This window comes from Pararhizobium sp. PWRC1-1 (genome assembly GCF_049897905.1).
Classification (GTDB): Bacteria; Pseudomonadota; Alphaproteobacteria; order Rhizobiales; family Rhizobiaceae; genus Pararhizobium.
Genome location: NZ_JAFCXE010000078.1, coordinates 1 through 789, shown reverse-complemented (window position 1 = coordinate 789; position 789 = coordinate 1). Strand labels below are relative to the sequence as shown.

Genomic DNA, 789 nt, shown 5'->3' with positions numbered 1-789 from the left:
GCGAATTTGATGATGGATTTCATGTCATGTCTCCTTGCGTCGGATTATTTCTTGGCCACGGTCACGTCGCCGTGCATTCCGGCGTCGTAGTGACCGGGTACGAGGCAGGCGATCTTGAAGGTGCCGTCGTTGGTGAACTTCCAGATGACTTCGCCGGACTTTCCGGCAGCCAGGCGGATCGCGTTCGGATCGTCGTGTTCCATTTCCGGGAACTTCTCCATCACGGCCTTGTGCTCCATTATCTTGTCTTCCTGATCGAGGATGAACTCGTGGTCCAGTTCGCCCGCGTTCTTGATGGAAAAGACGATCGTCTGGCCCTTGCGAACCTTGAAGGTGTTCGGCGTGAAGATCATCTTGCCATCGTCCGTCTCCTTCATGGAGACCCGGATGGTCTGGGTAGCCTGTGCCTTCTTGCCAGGCTCGCCAACAGCCATAGCCGCATCATGGCCACCTTCGTGGGAGCCGGAGGCGAAAGCGGGAGTGGCGAGCACTGCCAGGAACAGTGCGATCGTTGCAGTTTTCATGATGTATTCCTTTGGTTGTTGAATTGGATCGAGTTGAGGATCAGCCGTGCTTCATGGGCTTGGGCGTGATCTGTGTCTTAGCGTCCTTGGCCTTGGTCGTGTCGGGCAGCTCGCCCGTCCATTCCCATGCCTGCGTACCGGGTGGGTTTCCGTACCAGCCGGGATCGGTGTAGTCGTCGGCCGCGATCCCCTCGCGAACCTTGACGACGGAGAACATGCCGCCCATCTCGATGGGACCGTGCGGACCCCATCCGGTCATCATCGG

Annotated in this window: 1 protein-coding gene and 1 pseudogene; both read right to left on the bottom strand. The window is 58.2% G+C overall.

Annotated elements, in window-relative coordinates:
* Positions 1-44: 44 nt before the first annotated feature.
* A complete protein-coding gene (locus ACP7E0_RS34990) occupies positions 45-524 on the bottom strand; it encodes a cupredoxin domain-containing protein (protein WP_426131958.1) in 480 nt (159 codons plus the stop codon).
* A gap of 40 nt (positions 525-564) precedes the next feature.
* Positions 565-789, bottom strand: a pseudogene (locus ACP7E0_RS34985) (copper oxidase); the annotation flags it as partial.

Excerpts from the sequence above, each read along its gene's own strand:
- ACP7E0_RS34990 (WP_426131958.1), bottom strand. The coding sequence starts at position 524 with ATGAAAACTGCAACGATCGCACTGTTCCTGGCAGTGCTCGCCACTCCC.